Below are 17,319 nucleotides of genomic sequence, written 5' to 3'. Positions count from 1 at the left end.
CGCCACGGCGGCCGATCCATCGGCCGGCGCGCGCGAGGCCGAGCAGCGCTCCTGCACCGGCAGCGAGCATCGCAAGGCCCAGCGCCGCCTCGTCGATCCCGTAGTGCGACTTGACGGTGGGAATGTGCACGCCCCAGGTGGCAAAGATGAAGCCGGAGCCGAAGAACTGCGTGCGTGCGGCCCAGCGGGCGGCAGGCAGGCGGGCCGTCGGCTGAATCACCGGTGTCGCACTCATCGGCCGAACGCAAAGACGGCGGGCAGCTTGCCCATGGCGCGCTCGGGCAGGGCACGCCAGGCCTTCACGCTGCGGCTGCTGATCTGTGCCTGCGGCAGCGTGAGGCCCGAGGCCACGGCCAGCCGCGTGTTCGGCTGCAGCGTCTGCACCAGGGCTTGGAGCACGGCCTCGTTGCGGTAGGGCGTTTCAATGACGATCTGCGTCTGCCCGCGTTTGAGCGCCAGGCCCTCCAGGTCGCGGATGCGCTGGCGTCGGGTTTCGGCGTCCTGGGGCAGATAGCCGGTAAAGGCGAAGTCCTGGCCGCCCAACCCGCTCGCGGCCAGGGCGAGCAGTAGGGACACGGGACCGACCAGTGGCACCACCGGCGCTCCCAGGTCGTGGGCGGCGCGCACCACGGACGAGCCGGGGTCCGCCACGGCAGGCATGCCGGCTTCGCTCAGCAGTCCCACGTCGTGGCCGGCCTGGAGATCGACCAGCAGGCCGCGGGCGTCGAAGCCGCCGCCATGGTCGCCTTTCTTGTGCACTTCGCGGGGCAGTTCCCGGATCGACATCTGCTGGATCGGCACGGCAAGCGGCGCCACGCCGTCGATGCGCTTGAGCAGGGCGCGGGCGCTCTTGGCGTTCTCGCAGACCCAATGGCCGAGGCCGGCGGCGGCGCGCAGGGTGGCGGCGGGCAGGCTGTCCTCGACCGGTATCTGGATATCGCAGCCGAAGTCCAGGGGGGCAGGGACCAGATAGAGCGTGCCGGGGCGCGAGTGTCCGGCTGACGGCGTGAGGTTGGGCGGCGCGGAGATCTCGCTCACAGCAGTTCCACCCCCGCGGCGCGCAGCATGCGGCAGGTGCGGATCAGCGGCAGGCCGACGAGGGCCGTGGGATCGTCGTTGTCGATGGCGTCGAGCAGCGCGATGCCCAGGCCTTCGCTCTTGGCGCTGCCGGCACAGTCGTAGGGCTGTTCGGCACGCAGGTACTGTTCGATGGCGGCGTCGCTGAGCGTGCGGAAGGTGACGCGCACGGGTGCCAGATCCTGCTGCACGAAGCCGGTGCGCTGGCAGACCACGGCCAGTGCCGTCTGGAAGACGAGGGTGCGGCCGCTCATTCGGCGCAGTTGCGCGGTGGCGCGTTCATGGTCGCCGGGTTTGCCCAGCGGCTCGCCGTCGAGGTCGGCCACCTGGTCGGAGCCGATGACAACCGCCTCGGGAAAGCGCTCGGCCACGGCCTGGGCCTTGGACAGGGCCAGGCGGGCCGCGAGCGCAGCAGGCGCTTCGCCAGGGCGGGGCGTTTCGTCCACCTCGGGAGGCTGGACTTCGAAGGGCAGGCGCAGCCGCGAGAGCAGTTCGCGGCGGTAGCGGGACGTGGACCCGAGGATGACGGTGCGTTGCATGCGCGGATTCTCGGCGAGCCGTCCGCAGTGCCCGGGTCGGCCACCACGCCGTGCCGCACGGGAGGCGGGACGTAGACTGCGGCCATGAAGACGGAATTCGATGCGGCCCGCCTGGACGTGAAGGCCTTTGCCCAGGCCGGCGCCACCCTGGCCGAAACCAGCCCGCTCGCGCAATGGGCGCGCTTGACCGAGGAGGCGGCCCAGGCCACCAGTGACACGGGGCCGGTTGAAGTGGCCTGGCGCGCAGCCGGTGAGATGCGCGGCAGCGCCGCTGGCCCTGGCGTGCCCTGGCTCCATGTCGAGGCCGATGTCCACCTGCCGCTGGTGTGTCAACGCTGCCTGGGCCCCGTGCAGACCGCGCTGTCGGTGGACCGCTGGTTTCGCTTCGTCGCCGACGAGGCCACGGCCGCTGCCGAGGACGAGGAGGCCGAAGAGGATGTGCTGGCGCTGGAGCCCGACTTCGACCTGCGCGCACTGGTCGAGGACGAGCTGCTGATGGATATTCCTGTCGCGCCCCGCCACGAGGTCTGTCCCGAGCAGCCGCGCTTTTCCGCGGCGGACGAGGATTTCGACGCGGCCGGCAGCGACAAGCCTAATCCCTTCGCCGTGCTCGAAGGCCTGCGCAAGGCCAAGCCCGAATCGAACGATTGACGGGTGCATCGGTGCGGCTCTGGCGCAGATGGGATCGGCTGGGCTATACTCGCTGGCTTCGCGCGCATGCCGCAGGCCCTGTCAGACGATGCACGAGCGCTTCGTGCATGTCCGGGCCGCCCCCGGTGCTCCGCTCCTTTCAGTCAGTCATCGCTGACTGAGCTGCGGCAGGGCACTCGCGGGTTGCAGCGCGGTTTGCCAGTCTGGTTCGACCGCTGGCGCCGCTGCCTCAGGGTCTCGCGCCTTTCCGCCACCCCAACAGATTCGCAGGAGCCAACCATGGCCGTTCAGCAAAACAAGAAGTCGCCTTCGAAGCGCGGCATGCACCGTTCGCACAATGCGCTGGGCGTGCCCGGCATCGCCGTGGAGCCCACCACCGGCGAAACCCATCTGCGTCACCACATCAGCCCCAACGGCTTCTACCGTGGTCGCAAGGTCCTAAAGACCAAAAACGAAGCCTGATTGCCCCTTCAAGGCCAAGGCCCGAGGCTACTGAACCCGTAGCGTCGGGCCTTTGTTTTGATGTCCAGCACCGATCTGCACGCTCCTGCTGCCACGGCAATCACCCTTGCGGTCGATTGCATGGGTGGCGACCATGGCCCTCGCGTCACGCTCGCGGCCTGCCGTCGTTTTCTCGACAACCATCCTGATGCCCGCCTCGTGCTGGTCGGCGTCGAGTCGGCCGTCTCCGGCTTCCGCCACGAGCGGGCGCGGCATGTGGTGGCCACCGAGGTGGTGGGCATGGACGATCCGGTCGAGGTGGCGCTGCGCCGCAAGAAGGATTCGTCCATGCGCGTCGCGGTCCAGCAGGTCAAGGACGGTGCGGCGCATGCGGCCGTCTCCGCCGGCAACACCGGCGCGCTGATGGCCATCGCCCGTTACGTGCTCAAGACGCTGGACGGCATCGATCGGCCGGCCATCGCCACACAGTTGCCCAATATGAAGGGTGGGGCCACCACGGTGCTCGACCTGGGGGCGAACGTGGACTGCGACGCCGAGACACTGCTCCAGTTCGCGGTGCTCGGCTCGGCGCTGGTGTCGTCGATGAGCGGCGACGATTCGCCCACGGTCGGTCTGCTCAACGTCGGCGAAGAGGTCATCAAGGGCAGCGAGGTCATCAAGCGCGCCAGCGTGCTGCTGCGTCAGGCGGCCGAGTCGCGTGACCTCAACTTCCACGGCAACGTCGAAGGCAACGACATCTTCAAGGGCACTACCGACATCGTGGTGTGCGATGGCTTCGTCGGCAACGTCGCGCTCAAGGCCACCGAGGGCGTGGCCTCGATGATCGTGGACTTCCTCAAGCAGGAGTACTCGCGCGGCCTGATGAGCAAGGTCGCGGCGCTGGTCTCCTACCCGGTGCTAAAGGCGCTCAAGAAGCGGCTGGACCATCGTCGCTACAACGGCGCGGCGCTGCTGGGGCTGCGTGGTCTTGTGTTCAAGAGCCACGGGTCGGCCGACGAGCTGGCTTTCGGGCATGCTCTGGATCGCGCTTATGATGCCGCCCGCAACAACCTGCTCGACCGCGTCCGCGCCCGCATCGCCCATGCCGCCCCCCTGCTGGCGCGGCCCGAGGTAACGGCGCCCACCGACAACGCGGCACTCCAAGCTTCATGACGCTCTATTCCCGCATCACCGGCACCGGCAGCTATCTGCCGCCGCGCCGGGTCAGCAACGACGAACTGGCGCAGGAACTGGCTGGTCGCGGCATCGAGACCTCCAACGAATGGATCGTCGAGCGCACCGGCATCCATGCCCGCCATTTCGTGGCGGACGGCGTCAACAGCAGCGATCTGGCGCTGGAAGCCTGTCGCCATGCCCTCGAGGCCGCCGGCCGCAGTGCTGCTGAGGTGGACCTGATCATCGTGGCAACGTCCACGCCCGACATGGTGTTCCCCTCGTCGGCAGCCATCCTCCAGAACAAGCTCGGCATCGCCGGGTGCCCCGCCTTCGACGTGCAGGCCGTGTGCAGCGGCTTCGTCTACGCGCTGACCGTGGCCGACGCCATGGTGCGCACCGGTGCCGCCAAGTGCGCGCTGGTGGTAGGCGCCGAGGTGTTCTCGCGCATCCTCGACTTCAACGACCGGACCACCTGCGTGCTGTTCGGCGACGGTGCCGGCGCCGTGGTGCTGGAGGCCAGCGACACCCCCGGCATTCTGGCCAGCGACCTGCACGCCGACGGCTCGCACGTCGGCATCCTGTGCGTGCCCGGGCATGTGTCGGGCGGTCAGGTGCTGGGCACGCCGCTGTTGCACATGGACGGTCAAGCTGTCTTCAAGCTGGCCGTGCGGGTGCTCGAAGAGGCCGCGCGTGCCACGCTGGCCAAGGCCGGCAAGACCGAGGCCGACATCGACTGGCTGATCCCGCATCAGGCCAACATCCGCATCATGCAAGGCACGGCCAAGAAGCTGAAGCTGGGCCTCGACAAAGTGGTCGTGACCGTGCACGAGCACGGCAACACCTCGGCCGCGTCGATCCCGCTGGCGCTGGACGCCGCGGTGCGTGGCGGGCAGGTGCGCACCGGAGACACGGTCATGCTCGAAGGCGTGGGCGGCGGCTTCACCTGGGGCGCCGTGCTTCTGAACCTGTAGGGCGTTCCCTGCCGCAGGGGCCCGCCCGGCGCCGCGTCGCCACAAGATGCGCGCAGATGGAGACTCAACCACCATGAAGAACTTCGCATTCGTTTTTCCCGGCCAGGGCTCGCAATCCGTGGGCATGCTCGACGCATGGGGGGACCATCCCGCCGTGCGCGAAACGCTCGCCGAGGCGTCCGAAGCGCTGGGCCAGGACATCGGCCTGCTGATCAAGGAAGGCCCGAAGGAAACTCTTGCTCTCACCACCAACACTCAGCCGGTGATGCTGGTGGCCGGCATCGCCGCCTGGCGCGCCTGGCTGGACGAGGGCGGCGCACAGCCGTCCGTGGTGGCCGGTCACTCGCTCGGCGAGTACTCGGCACTGGTCGCTGCCGGCGTGCTGACGCTGGCCCAGGCCGCGCCGCTGGTGCGGTTCCGTGCCCAGGCGATGCAGGAGGCCGTGCCGGTGGGCACCGGCGCCATGGCCGCCGTCCTGGGCATGGCCGCCGAGCAGGTGAAGGCCGGCTGTGCCGAGGCCACTGCCGCGATGGGCGTTCCAGGCGAAGTGGTCGAGGCCGTCAATTTCAACGACCCGATGCAGACCGTGATCGCCGGCAGCAAGGCTGCCGTCGAGCGCGCCTGTGAACCGCTCAAGAGCCAGGGCGCCAAGCGTGCCTTGCCGCTGCCGGTGTCGGCGCCTTTCCATTCCAGCCTGATGAAGCCGGCGGCCGAGGCCCTGGCGCGCCGCCTGGCCGAGGTCGAGCTGAAGGCGCCGCAGATTCCGGTACTGAACAACATCGATGTGGCTGTCGAGACCGATCCGGCCCGCATCCGCGAGGCACTGGTGCGCCAGGCCGCCGGCCCGGTGCGCTGGGTCGAGAGCGTGCAGGCTCTGCACGCCCGGGGTGTCGAGGCCGTCGTCGAATGCGGACCTGGCAAGGTGCTGTCGGGCATGGTCAAGCGCATTGCGCCCGGCCTGGTCAGCGGCTTCATCCAGGATCCGGCCTCGCTGGGCGAAGCGCGGCAACTGGTCGCCTGACGCCGTCTCTCCCTTTATCTGGAAACACGCATGAACACTCCCGCGATCCAGGGCCAAGTGGCCCTCGTCACCGGCGCCACGCGCGGCATCGGCGCAGCCATCGCGCTGGAACTCGCCCAGCGCGGCTACAAGGTCATCGGCACGGGCACGAGCGCCGACGGCGCCGCCAAGATTGGCGCGGCGCTGTCGCCCCACGGCGGTGAAGGCCAGGTGCTGAATGTCACCGACGGCCCGGCCGTGGAGGCCATGATCGACGCCATCGTGAAGGCCCACGGTGGCCTGCATGTGCTCGTCAACAACGCCGGCATCACCCGCGACATGCTCGCCATGCGGCTGAAGGACGAGGACTGGGACGCCGTCATCGACACCAATCTGAAGGCGGTCTTCCGCCTGTCGCGCGCCGTCATCCGTCCGATGATGAAGCAGCGCTATGGCCGCATCATCAGCATCACCAGCGTGGTGGGCGCCTCCGGCAATCCGGGGCAGGCCAACTATGCGGCCGCCAAGGCCGGCGTGGCGGGCATGACCCGCGCCCTGGCTCGCGAGTTGGGTAGCCGTGCGATCACCGTCAACTGCGTGGCGCCCGGCTTCATCGAGACCGACATGACCGCCAGCCTGCCCGAGGCGCAGCAGCAGGCGCTGCTGTCGCAGATCCCGCTGGGCCATCTGGGCAAGCCGGCCGACGTGGCCCATGCCGTGGCCTATCTCGCATCGCCGCAGGCCGGCTACGTGACGGGCCAGGAGCTGCACGTCAACGGCGGCATGTACATGTAATCCACCAGCCGCTGCGCAGCCGGCCTGTCGGGCGAATCTGCGCGATAGGCTGGACAGTGGCTTCTCCGGGCGGCCGTAGGCCCTTGCCGGGACTTCGCCCGGGGCGGCCCGGCTAAAATCCTTGATTCTTTACCACCCTCAGAGGGAACCTAAATGAGCGATATCGAAGCACGTGTCAAGAAAATCATCGCCGAGCAACTCGGCGTGGAGGAGTCGCAAGTGACCAACGAAAAGGCTTTCGTGGCCGACCTGGGCGCCGACTCGCTGGACACGGTCGAACTCGTGATGGCGCTGGAAGATGAATTCGGCATCGAGATCCCGGACGAAGACGCCGAGAAGATCACCACGGTGCAGAACGCCATCGATTACGCCGTCAAGAACCAGAAGGCCTGATCGGCCAAGACCCAAGCCGTTTGCCCGCTGCGCTGCACGACCGGCGCTTTGCGAGGCTCCCTCCTCTCCCGTTTCGCGGGCCTTCGGCTTCACTTCCTCCCGGAACCGTCCCTTCAGTGACGCTCCAGGCGCACGGCGCCCCAGGTCTGGGAGACCCACCATTGCAGAAAGGTTCGCCGGCATGACTCAACGCCGCGTCGTCGTCACCGGGCTCGGTTGCATCTCCCCCGTCGGAAACACTGTGGCCGAGAGCTGGGCCAATCTCGTGGCGGGCCAGTCGGGCATCAGCACCGTCACCAGCTTCGATGCCAGCAACCTGGCTTGCCGCTTTGCGGGCCAGGTCAAGGGTTTCGACATCACCCAATACATCTCCGAGAAGGAAGCGCGTCACATGGACCGCTTCATCCATCTCGGACTGGCCGCCTCCATCCAGGCGGTACAGGACAGCGGACTGCCCACGGGCGACGCCCTCTCGCCTGAACTGGCCGAGCGCATCGGCTGCAACATCGGTTCGGGCATCGGCGGCCTGCCGATGATCGAAGAGACGCATGCCGAACTGACCAACCGGGGTCCGCGGCGCATCTCGCCCTTCTTCGTGCCGGCCTCGATCATCAACATGATCTCGGGCCACCTGTCGATCAAGTACGGCTTCACGGGCCCGAACATCGCGGTGGTCACCGCCTGTACCACCGGCCTGCATGCCATCGGCCTGTCGGCGCGCCTGATCCAGGCCGGCGATGCGGATGTGATGGTGGCCGGCGGTGCCGAGTCGACCGTCTCACCTCTGGGCATCGGCGGCTTCGCGGCCGCCCGTGCGCTGTCCACTCGCAACGACGATCCGGCAACGGCCTCCCGCCCGTGGGACAAGGACCGCGACGGCTTCGTGCTGGGCGAGGGCGCCGGTGTGCTGGTGCTCGAGGAATACGAGCATGCCAAGGCCCGCGGCGCCAAGATCTACGCTGAACTCGTGGGCTTCGGCATGAGCGCCGACGCGTACCACATGACCGCGCCCAGCGTGGACGGGCCGCGCCGCAGCATGCAGGCCGCCCTGCGCAACGCCGGCATCAATGCCGACCAGGTCAATTACCTGAACGCGCACGGCACCTCCACGCCTCTCGGCGACCTGAACGAGACCAACGCCATCAAACTGGCCTTCGGCGACCACGCCCGGAACATGGTGGTGAACTCCACCAAGTCCATGACGGGCCACCTGCTCGGCGGCGCCGGGGGCATCGAGTCGGTGTTCACGGTGCTGGCGGTGCACGAGCAGAAGAGCCCACCGACCATCAACATCTTCAACCAGGATCCGGACTGCGACCTGGACTACTGCGCCAACACGGCGCGCGACATGAAGATCGACGTGGCCGTGAAGAACAACTTTGGCTTCGGCGGCACCAACGGCACGCTGGTGTTCAAGCGGGTCTGACGCGTCCTTCTTCGTTGATCCGCTTGCTTCTCGCCTTTCTGAACCCCCCATGCACCACGCCCCGGCGGTGAGTTTTCCAGTCGGGGTCTCCCGCCGCGCGGCAGCCCTGCAACTCGGGATCGCTTGCGCGGGAGGCCTCGGCACTCTGGGCTGGTGCCTTCACTTCGCCGCTTTCGACGCGTCGACCCTGGTGATCGTCCTCGCCGCAGTGGCCGGGCTGACGCTGGCGTTGGGCGGCGGTCGTGGCGTCCATCGCGGCATGCTGTGGTGGGAGCGCGGCGAGTGGGCGATGACGGACCTGCGGGGCCAGAACCTTCGGTCGGGTTGTAGGCTGGCGGTCGTCATGGATCTCGGCCCTCTGATGCTCGCCCGTTGCGGCTCCGGAGACGCTCGCCCGATCTGGGTGTGGCTGGACCGGGGGGCGGATCCCTCCAGGTGGCGCGCGCTGCGTCGCGCTGCCTTCGACGGCGAGCGCGACGGGGTCACGCCTGAGCGGGGGACACCTGCATGAACGCCGCCGTGCCTCCTCCCGCGCCGCCACCCGGCAGTCCGGGTGCGGCCGACCTGGTGCTGGTCCAGCGCACCCTGGCGGGCGACGCCAAGGCCTTCGAGTTGCTGGTGGTCAAGTACCAGCGGCGAATCGAACGCCTGATCGGCCGAATGGTGCGGGATGTGGATCTGGTGGAGGACATCGCGCAGGAAACCTTCATCCGCGCATACCGGGCGCTGCACCAGTTTCGCGGCGACGCGCAGTTCTACACCTGGCTGTATCGCATTGCCGTCAATACCGCCAAGAAGGCGCTGGTGGACATGAAACGCGATCCGACGGTCTCCGAAGCGGCGCTGCGCAGCAGCGACGAGGATGATGAAACTTACCGTGGCGGAAACGAACCAATCAGCGACGAAACCCCTGATTCCGTGCTTGCGGCCAACGAAGTGGCCGCTGCGGTGAATGCCGCCATGGAGGCGCTGCCGGCCGAATTGCGGCAGGCGGTGACCTTGCGTGAGATCGAGGGGTTGAGCTACGAGGAGATCGCCGAGGCCATGAATTGCCCGATCGGGACCGTCCGCTCGCGCATCTTCCGGGCCCGGGAGGCGATTTCTACGAGAGTGAAGCCCCTGCTGGAGAACCAGTCGGGCAAACGTTGGTGAGCAGGTGAACCCCATGAACGAGTTTAGGAACCAGGCCTTCGAGCAGATGTCGGCCTTGATGGACGGCGAAATGCAGGCGCATGAGATGGCGCGCGCCGTGCAGGAAGTGGCGGGCGACGACACGCTGCGCGCCTCGTGGCAGATGTATCACTTGGTGGGCGAGGCACTGCGGACGGGGCGGCACACCGCCTGCACCGACAGTGACGCCTTCCTCGACAAGTTCCGCCAGCGCATGGCCCAGGAGCCGCAAATACCGCGGCCCGTCGAGGTGGCGCAGCCGCCCGTCGAATGGACCCGGCAGGCAGAGGCGGCCAACGAGCCTGTGTTCCGCTGGCGGCTGGTGGCCGGCGTGGCCTCGGTGGCGGTGGCAGCGGCGGTTGGTTGGAGCTTTGTCTCCGGCACAGGGACGAATGGCGGGGCGCAGATGGCACGCCAGGACGGCGGCGTGCCCACTTTGGCGTCGAACAGTCCGGCGCCGGTCCAGCAGCAGAGCCTCGTTCAGGTCGGCAACCGACCCGAGGTGATGTTGCGAGATCCGCGCCTGGACGAGTTGCTGGAAGCGCACCAGGAGGCCGGCGGCGCGTCGCAGATGCCCTCCGGCTTTTTGCGAAACGCGACCTTCGAAACGCCTTCTCGCTGACCGAGCGGATCGCCATTCCATTGCCGATGCCCGTTTCTCCTGCCTCGCGCCGCCGACTGGTTGCGACCGTTCCCGCCGCCTTGCTGGTCTTGGCTGCCGCGCCCGCCGGCGCGCAGGCTGCACCGCCTCCGGGAGGCCCCGCTGCGCAGCCCAGTGGCTTGCCGCCTGTGCAGGCGCCCACGGGCTCGGGTGCAATCGACTGGCTGCGTCGCATGCACGAAGCTGCGCGCACCACCGAATACGTGGGCACCTTCGTGGTGTCGACCGGCGCTGGCGCGTTGTCGAGCGCGCGCATCTGGCACGCTTGCGACGGCCCGGTGTGCATCGAGCGCGTGGAGACGCTGTCGGGGCCGCAGCGATCCACCTTCCGCCGCAACGAACTGGTCCGCACCTTTTTGCCGGACCAGCGGCTGGTCAAGACCGAGCAGCGCGAGAACCTCGATGTCTTCCCCAATCTCCTGGGGGCCACCGAGGGTTCCATCACCGAGTTCTACGATGCCCGCCCGCTCGGTCGTGGCCGTGTCGCAGGCATCGAGGCCGATGTGGTCCAGATCGTCGCCCGCGATGCGATGCGCTTCGGCTACCGTGTGTGGTGCGAGCGACGCTCGGGCCTGGTGTTGAAGCTGCAGACTCTCGATGCGCGCGGCGCCGTGGTGGAGCAGTCGGCCTTCTCTGAACTCCAATTCGAGGAGCCGATGCCCGTTCCGGCGCTGGCCGAGATGATGGACAACACCCAGGGCTGGAAGACCGAGCGCTCCAAGCTCGAGTCCGTCAATGTCGATGCCGAGGGCTGGACGCTGTCGCAGCCCGTCCCCGGTTTCAAGCCGGTCAGCAGCTACCTGCGTCCCATCGGCGAGCCGCGCTTCTTCTTCGGGCCGCGCAAGCGCATCCTGCAGTGGACCTTCTCCGACGGGTTGGCCACGGTGTCACTGTTCCTGGAGCCGTACGGCGACCAGCCGCGCCAGGAAGGGTCCCAGGCCCAGGGCGCCACCTACACCCTCTCGCGCAAGCTGCCCGACGCCGCGGGCGACTGGTGGCTCACCGCGGTGGGCGAGGTGCCCATGCGCACCCTGGACGCCTTTGCCCGCGCGCTTGCGCGCACGCGCTGAACCTTTCGCCGGCTGGGCCTTCTCAAGGGCATCTGCCGCGAGGTGTGGCGCAGCGGCTATCGTGGATGCTCGCCCCCTTGCTCCCCGTGTTGTTGAAAGAAGTCCGAGGATGACGAACAGAGACCGTTTCATGTCTTCTTCTACCCTGGCTCGCCGCCTGCCGGCACTGGCCTTCGCTGCACTGTCCGGGTTGACGCTGCTGGTCCCGATGCAGCCGGCCGTGGCGCAGGCCGCACAGGCGACCCGCACGCTGCCCGACTTCACCGACCTTGTCGACCAGGTCGGACCGTCCGTTGTGAACATCCGCACCGTCGAGCGGGTCACGCGTCGCGGCTCCGGGGAGATGGACGAGGAGATGCAGGAGTTCTTCCGCCGTTTCTTCGGCCAGCCGCTGCCCAACGTTCCGCGGCAGAACCGGCCCCAGCAGCAGCCGCAAGAGGAAGAGCGGCCCCGCGGCGTCGGCTCGGGCTTCATCCTCACCGCGGACGGCTATGTGATGACCAATGCCCACGTCGTCGAGGACGCGTCGGAGGTGATCGTTACGCTCACCGACAAGCGCGAGTTCAAGGCCCGCATCGTCGGTGCCGACAAGCGAACCGACGTGGCCGTGGTCAAGATCGACGCCACGGGCCTTCCGGCGGTCAAGGTGGGCGACATCTCCCGTCTGCGCGTGGGCGAATGGGTCATGGCCATCGGCTCGCCCTTCGGCCTGGAGAACACCGTGACGGCGGGCATCGTGAGCGCCAAGCAGCGCGACACGGGCGAATACCTGCCCTTCATCCAGACCGACGTGGCCATCAACCCGGGCAACTCGGGCGGGCCGTTGATCAACATGCGTGGCGAGGTCGTGGGCATCAACAGCCAGATCTATTCGCGGTCGGGCGGCTTCATGGGCATTTCCTTCTCGATCCCGATCGATGAGGCGATCCGCGTCAGCGACCAGTTGCGTGCGACGGGCCGCGTGTCCCGCGGGCGCATCGGCGTGCAGATCGACCAGGTGAGCAAGGATGTGGCGGAATCCATCGGCCTGCCCAAGGCGCAGGGCGCGCTGGTGCGCGGTGTCGAAAGCGGCTCACCGGGCGACAAGGCCGGCATCGAGCCCGGCGACGTCATCCTGAAGTACGACGGCCGCGACATCGAGCGGCCGAGCGACCTGCCGCGCATGGTCGGCAACACCAAGCCAGGGACCAAGACCACGGTGACCGTGTTCCGCCGCGGCGGGACGCGTGACCTCTCGATCACGGTGGCTGAGCTGGAGGCCGACCAGCCGACGCGCCGGCCTGCCGCGGGCAAGGAAGAGCCCAAGCCCTCCGTCTCGGCGGCCGCAAAGTCGCTGGGGTTGGCGCTGGCCGAACTCACAGACGCCCAGCGGCGCGAGCTCAAGCTGCGCGGCGGCGTCCGGGTCGAATCCGCCACCGACGCGGCGGCCCGCGCGGGTCTGCGCGAGGGCGACATCATCCTGTCGGTGGGCAACGTGGAAGTCACCAGCCTCAAGGAATTCGATGCTGCGCTGGCCAAGATTGACAAGAGCAAAGCGGTCAGCGTGCTTTTCCGGCGCGGGGATTGGGCCCAGTACGCCTTGATCCGCCCCGCCCGCTGACTCCCGCGACCAGTGCGACGGCCACGTCGGGACCGCCGCCGGCCGGCCCGGAGTGGCCCCGTCCATGACTTGGTTTTGGGGTCATTCGGGCGCCCCTGCTCGGCCTTGCCGAAGGGCTTCGGATAAAAATTTGCGAACAACCTCTGGAGGTTGATAGGGTTGATCGTTGTAGGCGGTTCCAAGGCGCTAACAACCATTTCGGTAGAATGCGCCCGCCTCAGTGCGGTTTTGCTTCATAAGCGGCCATCGCTTGTTCACGATGCGGGATTCAAGGTCGCCATGCACCGTTGGTCCACAGATCGCCCACAAGTTGTCCAGAAAACAACCCACACAGCCTGTGAATAAGGTGTTGATAAATTCCTGTTGCTGACCTGCAACGAGGCTTCCCCGGCGTCCGCCGGCCTGTACGCGCCCCCCGTTTTGCCTACAATGAAGTTCCAACTACTGCAGTTGCCATTGCTTGTTGGTTCAGGGCGCGTCTGCCAAGGACGCGCCCTTTTTTCTTGTGCGCTCCCGTTGCTGCGCTAGCAAATTCAAAGACTTAAGTCTGCTCGTTGATGAACCACATCAGAAACTTCTCGATCATTGCGCACATCGATCACGGCAAGTCCACGCTGGCGGACCGCCTGATCCAGCGTTGCGGTGGCTTGGCCGAGCGCGAGATGGAAGCGCAGGTGCTCGACTCCATGGACATCGAGAAGGAGCGTGGGATAACCATCAAGGCACAGACCGCGGCACTGCACTACAAGGCCAAGGACGGGCAGGTCTACAACCTCAACCTCATCGATACGCCGGGCCACGTGGACTTCTCGTACGAGGTCTCGCGCTCGCTGTCCGCCTGTGAAGGTGCGCTGCTCGTCGTCGATGCTTCGCAGGGTGTGGAAGCGCAGACGGTGGCCAACTGCTACACGGCGCTGGACCTCGGTGTCGAAGTGCTGCCGGTCCTCAACAAGATGGATCTGCCCCAGGCCGATCCGGACCGCGCGAAGGAAGAGATCGAGGATGTGATCGGCATCGATGCCGGTGACGCCATCCCCTGCTCGGCAAAGACCGGCATGGGCGTGGACGAGATCCTGGAGGCTGTCGTTGCCAAGATCCCCGCGCCGCGCGGAAACCCGGATGGCGCGCTGCGCGCCATGATCATCGACAGCTGGTTCGACGCCTACGTGGGCGTGGTCATGCTGGTGCGCGTGGTCGATGGCCGGCTGGCCAAGGGCGAGCGCATCAAGCTGATGGCCACGGGCGCCACCTACAACGCCGACAACCTGGGCGTGTTCACGCCGGCGAACGAGCCGCGCAACAGCCTGGAGGCGGGCGAGGTGGGCTACATCATCGCCGGCATCAAGGAACTGCAGGCCGCGAAGGTGGGCGACACGGTCACGCTGATCAAGCAGGGCTCCGGCGGCGCCGCCTTCACGGCCACCGAGCCGCTGCCGGGCTTCAAGGAGATCCAGCCGCAGGTCTTCGCGGGCCTGTACCCGACTGAGGCCAGCGAATACGACCAGTTGCGCGACGCGCTGGAGAAGCTCAAGCTCAACGACGCCTCGCTGCACTTCGAGCCCGAGGTGTCGCAGGCGCTGGGCTTCGGCTTCCGCTGCGGCTTCCTGGGCCTGCTGCACATGGAGATCGTGCAGGAGCGCCTGGAGCGCGAGTTCGACCAGGACCTGATCACCACCGCGCCGAGCGTCGTGTACGAGGTGCTCAAGAGCGACGGCGAGGTCATCATGGTGGAGAACCCCTCCAAGATGCCCGACATCGGCCGCATGGCCGAGATCCGCGAGCCGATCGTGACGGTGCACCTGTACATGCCGCAGGAGTACGTGGGTCCGGTGATGACGCTGGCCAACCAGAAGCGCGGCGTGCAGATCAACATGGCCTACCACGGCCGCCAGGTGATGCTCACCTACGAGATGCCCCTGGGCGAGATCGTGCTGGACTTCTTCGACAAGCTGAAGTCGGTGAGCCGCGGCTATGCCTCCATGGACTACGAGTTCAAGGAGTACCGCGCCTCCGACGTGGTCAAGGTCGACATCCTGCTCAACGGCGACAAGGTGGATGCGCTGTCCATCATCGTGCACCGCAGCCAGTCGCAGTACCGCGGCCGGGCGGTGGTGGCCAAGATGCGCGAGATCATCAGCCGCCAGATGTTCGACGTGGCCATCCAGGCCGCCATCGGCGCCAACATCATCGCCCGCGAGACCGTGAAGGCGATGCGCAAGAACGTGCTGGCAAAATGTTACGGCGGCGACATCACCCGCAAGCGCAAGCTGCTCGAGAAGCAGAAGGCCGGCAAGAAGCGCATGAAGCAGATCGGCTCGGTCGAGGTGCCGCAGGAAGCCTTCCTCGCCATCCTGCAGGTCGAGGACTGAGCGGACCTGCCGGTCCGCCGCCACTCAGCTTCCCCCAGAACAATTCCAAGCGATGCCCATCCTCACCTCCCTGATCCTCGCCGCGTTCGCCGGCTACATCGGCGCCTGGTACGTCGGCGCGGTGGAGGGCAACTTTGCCCTGCTGCTGTTCCTGGCGACCGTGGTCACGGGCCTGTACTGGCTGGCCGAGCGACTGGTCTTCCTGCCGCGGCGCCGCCGCGCGGCGCAGGCCTTCGAGACTGCCCAGGCCCAGCGCCGCGAAGAACTCAAGCGCCAGGGCATCGACCGGCTCGACACCGACGACGGCGGCAAGACGCGCGAGCGGTTGCTGGCACAACCCTGGTGGCTCGACTGGACGGCGGGCCTGTTCCCGGTGATCCTGGTCGTCTTCCTGTTGCGCTCCTTCGTGGCCGAGCCGTTCAAGATCCCGTCCGGATCGATGATGCCGACGCTGCTGACCGGCGACCTCATCCTGGTCAACAAGTTCACCTACGGCCTGCGCCTGCCGGTGCTGGGCACCAAGATCACCGAGGGCACGCCGCTGGCCCGGGGTGACGTGGTCGTGTTCCGCTATCCGCCGCAGCCGTCGATGGACTACATCAAGCGCGTCGTCGGCGTGCCGGGCGACGAGGTGTCCTACCAGAACAAGCGGTTGACGATCAACGGCCAGCCCGTGAGCAAGGAGGCGCTGCCGGACTACTTCGACGAAGACACCATGCGCTACTCGAAGCAGTATTCCGAAAAGCTGGGCGCCGTCGACCACCGGATCCTCAACGACGAGACCCGTCGCGCGGGTCTGTCGGACGCAGAGATCATGGCCTTCCCCAACCGTGAAAATTGTCGTTACAGTGTTGAGGGATTTGTTTGCAAAGTGCCGGCCGGTCAGTACTTCATGATGGGCGACAACCGCGACAACTCCCTCGATTCGCGCTATTGGGGTTTCGTGCCGGACCAGAACGTCGTGGGCCGCGCCTTCTTCATCTGGATGAACTTCGGCAACCTCAAGCGGATCGGGCCATTCCACTGATCAGGCGCCGAAGGAGTGAAGTTCATGAGGGCAGGTGAGGGCAGAACCCGTCAGCGGGGCATTTCGTTCATCGGGTTGTTGTTCGTGGTGGTCGTGCTGGGTTGCGTCGGTGTGGTCGCCGCACAACTGGTGCCCACCTTGATCGAGTACCAAGCCATCATGAAGGCGGCGGAGCGGGCCAAGGCCGGCACCACGGTGCCCGAGGTCCGCTCGCTCTTCGACCGCGGCCAGGCCATCGACGACTTCACCGCCATCTCGGGCAAGGACCTCGATGTGCAGAAGGTGGGCGACAAGGTGGTGGTCTCCTTTGCGTACGAGAAGCAGATCCATCTGGTCGGACCGGCCTGGCTGCTGATGAAATACTCCGGCCGCACCGACTGAGAGCCGCTCCGGGTTCCAGCAGGCTGCGGCGCCACAACGACAGGAAAGTCTTCACGTGAATCCGAGCGGCCTGGCGGCGCTCCAGGCGCGCCTGGGGCATGCCTTTTCCGACGAGCGCCTGTTGCAGCGGGCCCTCACGCACCGCAGTTATTCGGCCGAGCACAACGAGCGCCTCGAATTCCTGGGTGATTCGGTGCTGGGCCTGGCCATTTCGCATCTGCTCTACACCCGGCTGGCCCGTCAGGCGGAGGGCGACCTGTCGCGCGTGCGCGCCAACCTCGTGAAGCAGGACACGCTCCACGGCATCGCGCAGCGGCTGGAACTGCCCGGCCTGCTGCGGCTCGGCGAGGGCGAGGCCCGTTCGGGCGGTGCGGCCCGCCCCTCGATCCTGGCCGATGCGGTCGAGGCGCTGATCGGCGCTGTGTACCTGGACGCCGGCTTCGGCCCGGCGCAGGCGCTGGTCCAACGACTCTATGCCGGGATCGAGATCGATCCGCAGATGAGTGCGGCGTCCAAGGACCCGAAGACCGAACTGCAGGAATGGCTGCAGGGCCACAAAATGAAACTGCCGA

Annotated in this window: 19 protein-coding genes and 1 pseudogene; 17 read left to right on the top strand and 3 right to left on the bottom strand. The window is 67.2% G+C overall.

All coding sequences use genetic code 11. The features are described 5' to 3' along the window. The 3 genes and pseudogenes from QZ772_RS22005 to QZ772_RS21995 all read right to left on the bottom strand — a co-directional run. Positions 1-235, bottom strand: a pseudogene (locus QZ772_RS22005) (MFS transporter); the annotation flags it as partial. Next, a complete protein-coding gene (locus QZ772_RS22000; RefSeq protein ID WP_295531050.1) occupies positions 232-1,038 on the bottom strand; it encodes an SAM-dependent methyltransferase in 807 nt (268 codons plus the stop codon). The pseudogene QZ772_RS22005 and the gene QZ772_RS22000, both read right to left, overlap by 4 nt. Further along, positions 1,035-1,616 (bottom strand): Maf family nucleotide pyrophosphatase, encoded by a 582-nt coding sequence (locus QZ772_RS21995; protein WP_295531048.1) that lies wholly within the window; start codon positions 1,614-1,616, stop codon positions 1,035-1,037. Before QZ772_RS21995 ends, QZ772_RS22000 begins: the two co-directional genes overlap by 4 nt. A gap of 84 nt (positions 1,617-1,700) precedes the next feature. On the opposite strand from QZ772_RS21995, the gene QZ772_RS21990 reads away from it, so the two are divergent. From QZ772_RS21990 to rnc, 17 genes are all read left to right on the top strand, one after another. Beyond that, a complete protein-coding gene (locus QZ772_RS21990) occupies positions 1,701-2,267 on the top strand; it encodes a YceD family protein (RefSeq protein ID WP_295531046.1) in 567 nt (188 codons plus the stop codon). Between the two features lie 279 nt (positions 2,268-2,546). Next, positions 2,547-2,729, top strand: a complete 183-nt coding sequence (rpmF, locus tag QZ772_RS21985; RefSeq protein WP_017760020.1) for a 50S ribosomal protein L32 — start codon at positions 2,547-2,549, stop codon at positions 2,727-2,729. Positions 2,730-2,789: 60 nt separating this feature from the next. After that, positions 2,790-3,881, top strand: coding sequence for a phosphate acyltransferase PlsX (plsX, locus tag QZ772_RS21980; RefSeq protein ID WP_295531044.1), 1,092 nt, complete (start codon positions 2,790-2,792; stop codon positions 3,879-3,881). Continuing rightward, positions 3,878-4,855 carry a beta-ketoacyl-ACP synthase III gene (locus QZ772_RS21975; RefSeq protein ID WP_295531042.1) on the top strand — a complete coding sequence of 326 codons (978 nt, stop codon included), beginning with the start codon at positions 3,878-3,880 and terminating at the stop codon, positions 4,853-4,855. Before plsX ends, QZ772_RS21975 begins: the two co-directional genes overlap by 4 nt. A 73-nt stretch (positions 4,856-4,928) precedes the next feature. After that, positions 4,929-5,876 (top strand): ACP S-malonyltransferase, encoded by a 948-nt coding sequence (gene fabD / locus QZ772_RS21970; protein ID WP_295531040.1) that lies wholly within the window; start codon positions 4,929-4,931, stop codon positions 5,874-5,876. A gap of 30 nt (positions 5,877-5,906) precedes the next feature. Next, the gene (gene fabG, locus QZ772_RS21965) at positions 5,907-6,650 is read left to right on the top strand and encodes a 3-oxoacyl-ACP reductase FabG (RefSeq protein ID WP_295531038.1); all 744 of its coding nucleotides are present in this window, start codon (positions 5,907-5,909) and stop codon (positions 6,648-6,650) included. A gap of 153 nt (positions 6,651-6,803) precedes the next feature. After that, complete coding sequence (acpP, locus tag QZ772_RS21960; RefSeq protein WP_017758944.1) at positions 6,804-7,043, top strand: acyl carrier protein; 240 nt, start codon at positions 6,804-6,806, stop codon at positions 7,041-7,043. A gap of 181 nt (positions 7,044-7,224) precedes the next feature. After that, positions 7,225-8,469 carry a beta-ketoacyl-ACP synthase II gene (gene fabF, locus QZ772_RS21955; RefSeq protein ID WP_295531036.1) on the top strand — a complete coding sequence of 415 codons (1,245 nt, stop codon included), beginning with the start codon at positions 7,225-7,227 and terminating at the stop codon, positions 8,467-8,469. A gap of 49 nt (positions 8,470-8,518) precedes the next feature. Next, positions 8,519-8,980 carry a hypothetical protein gene (locus QZ772_RS21950; protein ID WP_295531034.1) on the top strand — a complete coding sequence of 154 codons (462 nt, stop codon included), beginning with the start codon at positions 8,519-8,521 and terminating at the stop codon, positions 8,978-8,980. Further along, positions 8,977-9,621, top strand: coding sequence for an RNA polymerase sigma factor RpoE (gene rpoE, locus QZ772_RS21945; protein WP_295531032.1), 645 nt, complete (start codon positions 8,977-8,979; stop codon positions 9,619-9,621). The genes QZ772_RS21950 and rpoE overlap by 4 nt, the downstream gene beginning before the upstream one ends. A gap of 46 nt (positions 9,622-9,667) precedes the next feature. After that, positions 9,668-10,261 (top strand): sigma-E factor negative regulatory protein, encoded by a 594-nt coding sequence (locus QZ772_RS21940; RefSeq protein WP_295531030.1) that lies wholly within the window; start codon positions 9,668-9,670, stop codon positions 10,259-10,261. 26 nt (positions 10,262-10,287) lie between these two features. Beyond that, a complete protein-coding gene (locus QZ772_RS21935; protein WP_295531027.1) occupies positions 10,288-11,370 on the top strand; it encodes a MucB/RseB C-terminal domain-containing protein in 1,083 nt (360 codons plus the stop codon). Between the two features lie 208 nt (positions 11,371-11,578). Then, a complete protein-coding gene (locus QZ772_RS21930) occupies positions 11,579-12,970 on the top strand; it encodes a DegQ family serine endoprotease (RefSeq protein WP_295531052.1) in 1,392 nt (463 codons plus the stop codon). A gap of 557 nt (positions 12,971-13,527) precedes the next feature. Further along, entirely contained in the window at positions 13,528-15,339 is a 1,812-nt protein-coding gene (gene lepA / locus QZ772_RS21925; RefSeq protein ID WP_294366895.1) for a translation elongation factor 4, read from the top strand. 52 nt (positions 15,340-15,391) lie between these two features. Further along, positions 15,392-16,366, top strand: a complete 975-nt coding sequence (gene lepB, locus QZ772_RS21920; RefSeq protein ID WP_295531025.1) for a signal peptidase I — start codon at positions 15,392-15,394, stop codon at positions 16,364-16,366. A gap of 24 nt (positions 16,367-16,390) precedes the next feature. After that, complete coding sequence (locus tag QZ772_RS21915) at positions 16,391-16,747, top strand: DUF4845 domain-containing protein (RefSeq protein ID WP_294366899.1); 357 nt, start codon at positions 16,391-16,393, stop codon at positions 16,745-16,747. Positions 16,748-16,802: 55 nt separating this feature from the next. Continuing rightward, a partial coding sequence (gene rnc / locus QZ772_RS21910; protein WP_295531023.1) for a ribonuclease III occupies positions 16,803-17,319 on the top strand: 517 nt, incomplete at its 3' end.

The sequence above is a fragment of the uncultured Pseudacidovorax sp. genome (genome assembly GCF_913773995.1).
Taxonomy (GTDB): Bacteria; Pseudomonadota; Gammaproteobacteria; order Burkholderiales; family Burkholderiaceae_C; genus Xenophilus.
The sequence above is the reverse complement of the archived record's forward strand: the minus strand, read 5'-3'. Positions and strand labels throughout refer to the sequence as shown.